The organism is Streptomyces sp. NPDC006872 (genome assembly GCF_040635845.1).
Taxonomy (GTDB): domain Bacteria; phylum Actinomycetota; class Actinomycetes; order Streptomycetales; family Streptomycetaceae; genus Streptomyces.
Window position 1 is genome coordinate 57086 of record NZ_JBEYIL010000010.1, and the last position, 9569, is coordinate 66654.

1 protein-coding gene is annotated in these 9569 nt (G+C 75.4%); it reads left to right on the forward strand.

The features are described 5' to 3' along the window. Positions 1–30 precede the first annotated feature (30 nt). Positions 31–9558: a type I polyketide synthase gene (locus ABZ725_RS28150; RefSeq protein WP_358805337.1), complete on the forward strand. Its 9528-nt coding sequence runs from the start codon at positions 31–33 to the stop codon at positions 9556–9558. Positions 9559–9569 lie beyond the last annotated feature (11 nt).

A 9569-nucleotide genomic window follows, 5' to 3' on the forward strand; every position in this document is an offset into this window, starting at 1 on the left:
GACCCCGCCACCCTCTGGAAAGCGTGGACGATGAACGAGACCGGCACTGAAGCGAAGCTGCGGGACTACCTCAAGCGCGTGACCGAGGAGCTCCAGCAGACCAGGCGACGCCTGGCCGCCGTCGAGGCGCACGGCCGGGCGCCCATCGCGATCGTGGCCATGTCCTGCCGGTTCCCGGGCGGCGTGCGCTCACCCGAGGACCTGTGGCGGCTGGTGGCGTCCGGGGCCGACGTCATCTCCGACTTCCCGGCCGACCGGGGCTGGGACGTCGAGGACCTCTACGACCCCGATCCCGACGCGACGGGCAAGAGCTATGTGCGCCAAGGCGGCTTCGTCCACGACGCGGCCGAGTTCGACGCCGGCTTCTTCGGGATCTCGCCGCGTGAGGCGCTGGCCATGGATCCGCAGCAGCGGCTGCTGCTGGAGACGTCGTGGGAGGCCTTCGAGCGGGCCGGGATCGACCCGGCCGCGCTGAGGGGCAGCCGCACCGGCGTCTTCGTCGGGGCCGGCGCCACCCGGTACATCGACAACCCACGCGACCTGCCGCAGGCCGTCGAGGGCTACTCGATGACCGGGAACGTCTCCAGCGTCCTGTCCGGGCGGCTCTCCTACACCTACGGCTTCCAGGGGCCGGCGGTGACCGTGGACACGGCGTGCTCGTCCTCGCTGGTGGCCCTGCATCTGGCGGCGCAGGCCCTGCGGTCCGGCGAGTGTTCCTTCGCGCTGGTGGGCGGGGTGACGGTGATGTCCGACCCGGCGCTGTTCGTGGAGTTCAGCCGCCAGCGCGGCCTGGCGCCCGACGGCCGCTGCAAGGCCTTCGCGGCCGCCGCCGACGGCACCGGCTGGTCGGAGGGCGTGGGCGTCGTCCTCGTCGAGCGGCTGGCCGACGCCCGGCGCAACGGCCACCAGGTGCTCGCCGTGCTGCGCGGCAGCGCCGTCAACCAGGACGGCACCAGCAGCGGACTCACCGCGCCCAGCGGGCCCTCGCAGCAGCAGGTGATCCGACAGGCGCTGGAGAACGCCAGGCTCACCGCGGACCAGGTGGACGCGGTGGAGGCGCACGGCACCGGCACCACGCTCGGCGACCCGATCGAGGCCCAGGCGCTGCTGGCCACCTACGGCCGCGACCGTGCCCCGGACCAGCCGCTGTGGCTCGGCGCGCTCAAGTCCAACCTGGGCCACTCCGCCGCCGCTTCGGGCGTGGCCGGGGTGATCAAGATGGTCATGGCGATGCGGCACGGAGTGCTGCCCGCAACGCTGCATGTGGACGAGCCGACGCCGCATGTGGACTGGTCGGCGGGCGCGGTGGAGCTCCTGACCGAGGCACGCCCCTGGCCGGAGACCGGCCGCCCGCGGCGCGCCGCGATCTCCTCCTTCGGCATCAGCGGCACCAACGCACACGTCGTCGTCGAACAGGGCACACCGGCGGCGGTTCGCGACGCCCATACGCACCCCCGCCCGGACGGCGGCCTCGTACCGTGGTTCGTCTCCGCCCGCTCCGAGCCGGGACTGCGCGCCCAGGCCCGCCGACTGCTCGACCACGTCGCGGCGCACCCGGAGTCCGCACCGCTCGACCTCGCGTACTCGCTGTCCGCGACGCGCTCGGCGCTGGACGTCCGCGCCGCCGTCCTTGGCGCCGACCGAGCCGAACTCGTCGCAGGGCTGGCCTCGTTGGCCGACGGCACTCCCGCGCCGGACGTCCGGCTGGGCAACGTCCGCCCCGACGCCCGCCTGGCGCTGCTCTTCAGCGGTCAGGGGAGTCAGCGGGCCGGGATGGGGCGTGAACTCCACACCGCCTTCCCGGTGTTCGCGGAGGCGTTCGACGCCGCCGTCCTGGAACTGGACCGGCAGCTTGCGGGACACGTCACGCATTCGGTGCGGGATGTGGTGTTCGGGGCCGAGGGCGCCGAGGGCACGCAGGGGCTGCTGGACGAGACGGTGTTCACGCAGGCGGGGCTGTTCGCCGTCGAGGTGGCGCTGTTCCGCCTGCTGGAGTCCTTCGGCGTGCGGCCGGACTTCCTCCTCGGGCACTCGATCGGCGAGCTTGCGGCGGCGCATGTGGCCGGGGTGTGGTCACTGGCCGACGCCGCTGTCGTGGTCGCGGCGCGCGGGCGGCTGATGCAGGCCTTGCCGACGGGCGGCGCGATGGCAGCGGTGCAGGCCGACGAGGACGAGGTCCGCACGGTCCTGGACGACGTCCCGGCAGTCTGTGTCGCCGCCGTCAACGGGCCGACGTCCGTGGTGCTCTCCGGCGACGAGGCCGACGTGCTGCGAATCGCCGCCCACTTCACGGCGCAGGGGCGCAGAACCCGGCGACTGAAGGTCGGGCACGCGTTCCACTCGGCCCGCATGGAACCGATGCTGGCCGAGTTCCGCACGGTCCTGGAGGGTGTCCCGTACGCGGCCCCCCAGCTCCCGGTGATCTCCAACGTGACCGGCCGGATCGCCGAAGTCGCCGAACTGACCGACCCGGACTACTGGGTGCGCCAGGTACGCGAGCCCGTCCGCTTCGCCGACGGCGTCGCGGCCCTCCTCGCCCAGGGCGCCACCGCCTTCGCGGAACTCGGTCCCGACGGCGTGGCCGGTGCGATGGCGCGCGAGACCCTCGCCCCCCGGCCGGACCAGGCGGAGCCCACCGTCGTGCCGCTGCTGCGCCGCGACCACCCCGAGACGCGCACCGCGACCACCGCCCTGGCCGCCCTGCACACCGCCGGGATCCGGATCGACTGGCCCGGCATCCTCGCCGCACGCGGCGGCCGACGGGTGGAACTGCCCACCTTCGCCTTCCAGCGGCAGCACTACTGGCTCACGACCGAGCACCCCGCCCGCCGGGCCGAAGCGACGACCCCCGGGGCGGGGCGTTACACGATCCGGTGGCAGCCGGTCGCCGAACCGCCGACCGGCAGGCTGACCGGCCGCTGGCTGCTGCTGTCGTCCCACGCCGACGAGTCCGGGCTCGCCGCGGCCTGCCGGCAGGCCCTCGAGGACCGTGGCGCGTGCGTCGAACACCTCGCCGTCGAGCCGGCGCCCGGAGCGCTGAACCGCGAGGCACTCGCCTCCCGCCTGCGCGAGCACGCAGGCCTCACCGACCTCACGGGCGTCGTCTCGCTCCTGAGCCGTGAGACAGGGCCCGACCTCGACGTCCCGGAGCTGAGCCGAGGCATGGCCGCGACGCTCGCGCTCGTGCAGGCCCTGTGCGACCTCGGGCTGAACAGCAGACTGTGGAGCCTCACCCAGGGCGCGGTGACCACCGGCCCCTCCGACCCGCTGCGCCACGTCGAACAGGCCCAGGTCTGGGGCCTCGGGCGCACCGTCGCGCTGGAGCACCCCGCCCTGTGGGGCGGCCTGATCGACCTGCCCGACGCGCCCGACGCCCAGACCTGGGCCCGGACGACGGCGATGATCGCCGACGGCGGCGAGGACCAGATCGCCGTGCGCGCCGCCGGCCCCTGGGTACGGCGGCTGTCCGCCGCGCCGACCGGTGGCTCGTACGCCGACTGGCAGCCCGCCGGCCGGGTCCTCGTCACCGGGGGCACCGGCGGGCTCGGCGCCCGGGTCGCCCGCTGGGCCGCCGAACGCGGTGCCGACGAACTGGTGCTGGTCAGCAGGCGCGGCGCCGAAACGCCCGGCGTCGAGCGGCTCGTGGCCGAGCTCGCCGAGCTCGGCGCCCGGACCGCCGTCGCCTCCTGCGACCTCGCCGACCGGGCCGCGCTCGCCCGGCTCGTCGCAGACCTGGAGGCGGACGGCGCTCCGATCCGCGCCGTCGTGCACGCCGCCGGGCTGGCCCAGGACTGCGCCGTCCTCGACACCGACCCGCGCGGCTGCGCGGACGTCCTCGCGGGCAAGGCCGTCGGCGCGGCGAACCTCGACGCGGTGCTGGGCGACCGCCCGTTGGACGCCTTCGTGCTGTTCTCCTCGATCGCCGGGGTCTGGGGCGGTGGTGTCCAAGGCGCCTATGCCGCCGCCAACGCCGCCCTGGACGCGCTCGCCGAGCAGCGTCGGACGCGCGGACTGGCCGCCACGTCGATCGCCTGGGGGCCCTGGGCCGAGGACGGCATGGTCGGCGCGGAACGCGATGTGCAGCGGCTGGCCCGGCGCGGCCTGCGCCCGCTCGCCACCGACGACGCGCTGGCCGCACTCGCCCACGTCGTCGGGCGCCCCGAGGCGGCGGTGGCCGTGGCGGACGTGGACTGGGAGCGGTTCACCGCCGCCTTCACCGCGCTGCGCCCCAGCCCGCTCCTCGGCGCACTCGCCCCGGCCGCCGCCGCAGCGCCCGCGGCCGGCGGCGCGCGCCCGACCCCGGGGGACTCCGCCCTCGGCCGCCTCCTCGCCGAGGCTCCGCCCGACGACCGGCCCGCCCTCGCCCTGGACGCGGTGCGCACCCAGGTCGCCCAGGTGCTCGGCCACGGCTCACCGCAGGCGGTCGACGCCGACCGTGCCTTCCGCGACCTCGGCTTCGACTCGCTCACCGCCATCGACCTGCGCGACCGGCTCAGCGCGCTGACCGGCTTCCCGCTCGCCGTCACCACCGTGTTCGACCACCCGACGTGCACCGCGCTGGCCGCGCACCTGTGCGAGGAACTGGCGGGCGAGCAGGCGGCCGACGGCCGGCCCGTCCCGCTCGCCCGGACCGCCCGGACCCCTTCCGACGAGCCGATCGCCGTCGTCGGCGTGGCCTGCCGGTTCCCCGGCGGCGTCGCGTCCCCGGAGGACCTGTGGCGGCTGGTCGCCGACGGCGCCGACGCCATCGGCCCGTTCCCGGCCGACCGGGGCTGGAACCTCGACCGGCTCTACCACCCGGACCCGGACCACCCCGGCACCTCCTACACCCGCCACGGCGGCTTCCTGGCCGGCGCCGCAGACTTCGACGCCGGCTTCTTCGGGATCTCGCCGCGCGAGGCGCTCGCCATGGACCCGCAGCAGCGGCTGCTCCTCGAGACCTCCTGGGAGGCGTTCGAGCGGGCCGGACTCGACCCGGCGGCGCTCAAGGGCACCGCCACCGGCGTCTTCGTCGGCGGCTCGCCCTCCGGCTACGGCACCGGCGCGCGCGCCACGGACGGCGCCGAGGGCTACGCGCTGACCGGCAGCGCGGGCAGCGTCCTGTCCGGCCGACTCGCCTACACCTACGGGCTTCACGGCCCGGCGGTGACGGTGGACACCGCCTGCTCCTCCTCGCTGGTCGCGCTGCACCTCGCCGTCCAGGCACTGCGCCGCGGCGAGTGCGAGGCCGCCCTGGCCGCGGGCGTCGCCGTCATGGCCGTCCCGACCGGCTTCGTCGAGTTCAGCCGCCAGCGCGGGCTGGCCGGGGACGGCCGCTGCAAGTCCTTCGCCGCGGCCGCCGACGGCACCGGCTGGTCCGAGGGCGCCGCCGTCCTCTTCCTCGAACGGCTCTCCGACGCACGCCGCAACGGGCACCGGGTGTGGGCGCTCGTGCGCGGCAGCGCGGTCAACCAGGACGGCGCCAGCAACGGTCTGAGCGCCCCGAACGGACTGGCCCAGCAGCGCGTCATCCGACTCGCCCTCGCCGACGCCGACCTGACGCCGGACCAGGTGGACGCGGTGGAGGCACACGGCACCGGCACCTCGCTCGGCGACCCGATCGAGGCCCACGCGCTGATCGCCGCCTACGGCCGGGACCGGCCCGCCGACCGGCCGCTGCGGCTCGGCTCGGTCAAGTCCAACCTCGGACACGCGGCAGCCGCCGCAGGCCTGGCGGGCCTGGTGAAGACGGTCATGGCACTGCGGCACGGCACTCTGCCGAAGACCCTGCACGTCGATGCGCCCTCACCGCACATCGACTGGTCCGGCGGCGCGGTCCAACTCCTGACGGAGCAGACTCCCTGGCCGGACACCGACCGGCCGCGCCGCGCCGGAGTCTCCTCGTTCGGGATCAGCGGCACCAACGCACACGTGATCGTCGAGCAGGCGCCCACCGAGCCCGCCCGCCCGGACACAGCCGCACCCGAGAGCTCCGGCGCACCGCTGCCGTACCTTCTCTCCGCCGGCACCGAGCGCGGCCTGCGCACGGTCGCCGGACGACTCCGCGACCACCTCGCGCAGCACCCCGAACTCGACCCGGCCGGCGTCTCGTTCTCCCTGGCCACCACCCGCACCGTGCTCGCCCACCGCGCGGTCGCCGTCGCCCCGGACCGGGACGCACTGCTGCACGCGCTGGACGGCCTCGCCGCGGGCGAGGCGCGCCCCGGCACCGCCGAGGGCTCCGGCCCCACGCGCGAACGCGTCGTGTTCGTCTTCCCCGGCCAAGGATCCCAATGGCCCGGAATGGCCGCCGAACTCCTCGCGGACGCCCCCCTGTTCGCCGAGCACATCGCGCGCTGCGAGACGGCACTCGCCCCGTACGTCGACTGGTCGCTCACCGACGTGCTGCGCGACCCCGAGGGCAGCGCCCTGGAACGGGTGGACGTGGTGCAGCCCGCCCTGTGGGCCGTGATGGTCTCCCTGGCCGAACTCTGGCGCGCCCACGGAGTGCGGCCCTCCGCCGTCGTCGGCCACTCCCAGGGCGAGATCGCGGCAGCCTGCGTCGCCGGCGCGCTCACCCTCCAGGACGGCGCCAAGATCGTCGCCCTGCGCAGCAAGGCGCTCCTCGACCTCGCGGACAGCGGCCTGATGGTCTCGCTCGCCATGTCACAGGAGGAGGCCGCCGAGCGCATCGCGACGATGGGCGGCCGACTGTTCCTGGCGGCGGCCAACGGCCCCGGCCAGGTCGTCGTCTCCGGAGAGCCCGAGGCCGTCCGCGCCCTGGCCGCCGAAGCCGGACGCGCCCGGATCCTCCCGGTGGACTACGCCTCCCACTCCGACCACGTCGAGAAGATCCGCGACCGGCTCCTCACCGACCTCGCCGGCATCGAACCCGCCGCCGGCCGGGTGCCGTTCCACTCCACGGTGACCGCGGGCCCGCTGGACACCACGGAGCTGGACGCCGAGTACTGGTACACCAACCTGCGTCGGACGGTCCGCTTCGAGGAGACCGTCCGCGGCCTGCTGGAGCAGGGCCACGACGCCTTCCTCGACCTGGGCCCCCACCCCACCCTGGTCACCCCGATCCAGGAGACGGCGGCGTCCCTCGGCGCGGACCACGCGGTGATCGGCAGCCTGCGCCGCGACAAGGGCGGCCTGGAACGCTTCCTGCTCTCCCTGGGCGAGGCCGCCGTCCTCGGCGTCGCACCCGACTGGACCACCCTGTTCCCGGGCCCGCGGCCCGCCGCCGTCGACCTGCCGACCTACCCCTTCCACCGACGGCGCTACTGGCTCGACCCGGCGAGCAGCCCGGCCGACACGCCCGGCGCGAGCGGCGACGCGACCGAGACCCGCTTCTGGGAACTGGTCGACACCGAGGACCCGCAGGCACTCGCCGACCTGCTCGACGCCCCCGACGGACAACCGTGGCACACGGTCCTGCCCGCCCTGCGCTCCTGGCGTCGTCGTGCTCACGAGCAGCGCACGGCCGACGGCCGACGCTACCGCGCCGTCTGGCAGCCCGCCCCCGACCTGCCCACCGACCCCGCCGCGCCCACCGCCTGGCTGGCCGTCGTACCGGCGGCCCGCGCGGCGGACGGCGAGATCGCCGACCTGGTCACGGCTCTGCGCGAGCGCGGTCTGACGGTCACCACGGTCACCGTCGACCCCACCCGCACCGACCGGACCCGGCTGGCCGACAGCCTCGAAGCAGCCCTGCTCGAAATTCCCGACAGCCCCGACAGCCCCGGCCGCCCGATCGGGATCCTCTCGTTCCTCGGCCTCGACACCACCGCCGACCCGCACCACCCGACGGTCGCGGCAGGTCTCACGGGCACACTGCTGCTCACCCAGGCCGCGGCCGACCTCGACGCCGAGACACGGCTGTGGTGCCTCACACGCGGCGCCGTCGCCGTCGACGGCGCCGAACCCGCACCCCGGGACGCCGACCAGGCCCGCCTCTGGGGACTCGGCCGGGTCGCGGCACTGGAACTGCCCGACCGCTGGGGCGGTCTGGTCGACCTCCCGGAACACCTCACCGCGGCTGACGTCGACCGGCTGCGCCAGGCCCTCACCAACGCGGCACACGAGGACCAACTGGCCCTGCGCGCCGCCGGGACCTCCGTACGCCGCATGGTCCGCGCGCCACTGCCCACCACCGACGCCGTACGGGACTGGCGGCCGACCGGCACCGTCCTGATCACCGGCGGCACCGGACCGCTCCAGACGCGCATCGCCCACTGGCTGACCGAGCGCGGCGCCGAACACCTCGTCCTGACCGGCCGCGTCGACCCCGACGCGCCCGCCCGACTCCAGGCGGACGTCGGCGCCTCGGACACCCGGCTCACCTTCGCCGACTGCGACCTGTCCGACCGCCAGGAAGTGACCGACCTGCTGGACCGCCTTCGCGCCGAAGGCCACCGGATCACCGCCCTGATGCACACCGCAGGCGACCCCGGCCTGGCCCCCCTGCGCGACACCGACCCCGCCGCGGTCGCCCGCGTCCTCGCCGACACGGCGCACAGCGCCCGGCTCCTCGACGAACTCCTCGACCCCGCCGAACTGGACACCGTCGTGCACTTCTCGTCGGTGGCCGCCTTCTGGGGCAGCGGCGAACACGCCGCCCACGCCGCCGCCTGCGCCCACCTCGACGCCCTCGCACAGCAGCACCGCGCACAGGGCCGCCAGGCCCTCTCGGTGGCCTGGCCGGTCTGGGACCTGCTGGCCGAGACACCGGCCGGCGACGACCCCGAAGCCGCCCGCGCCGTCCGGCGGATCGGCCTCGGCGGCCTGCGCCTGCTCGACCCGGCGCACGCCCTGGCCGCACTCCAGGCGGCACTGGACCACGACGACACCTGCGTGACCGTCGCCGACGTCGACTGGCCGCTCTTCACCACCGCCTTCACCGGGCAGCGCCCCAGCCGACTGATCGACACCCTCCCCGAGGCCCGCGCCGCCCTGACCGCCCTGGCGGAGGAAGCGCGCACCGCCGCCGACGCGGCCGACGACCTGCGCCGCGAACTGACCGAACTGACCGCCCCGGAGCGCGCACACCGCCTGCTGGAACTGGTACGCGCCCACACGGCCGCGGCCCTCGGCCACGACTCCCTGGACGAGATCCTTCCCGACCGCGCCTTCCAAGAACTCGGCTTCGAATCCATCACCGCGATCGACCTGCGCAACCGGCTCAACCGGCTCACCGGCCTCAACCTGCCGGCCACGCTCCTCTTCGACCACCCCACCCCCCTCGCCCTCGTGGACCTGCTCCTCGCCGAACTGCTGGAGGACGGCATGACGGGCGCGGCCTCCGTCCACGCGGGGATCGACGCCCTCGCCACCGGACTGGCCTCCGCCGCCGTCGGCGAGACCGACCGGGCCAGCATCACCAAACGGCTCCAGACGCTCCTGGCCACCTGGACCGCCACCCCCACCACTACCGCCACCGCCACCGCCACCGACTCGGACACCGGCCCCCGGCCGCCCGCCGAACGCAGCGTCGCCGAGGAACTGGAAGCCGCCTCCGACGACGAGATGCTCGCGTTCATCAACACCCGGCTGCGCCGCAACACCCCCGCCGGATGACCCAGATGACC

Excerpts from the sequence above, each read along its gene's own strand:
- ABZ725_RS28150 (WP_358805337.1), top strand. The coding sequence starts at position 31 with ATGAACGAGACCGGCACTGAAGCGAAGCTGCGGGACTACCTCAAGCGC.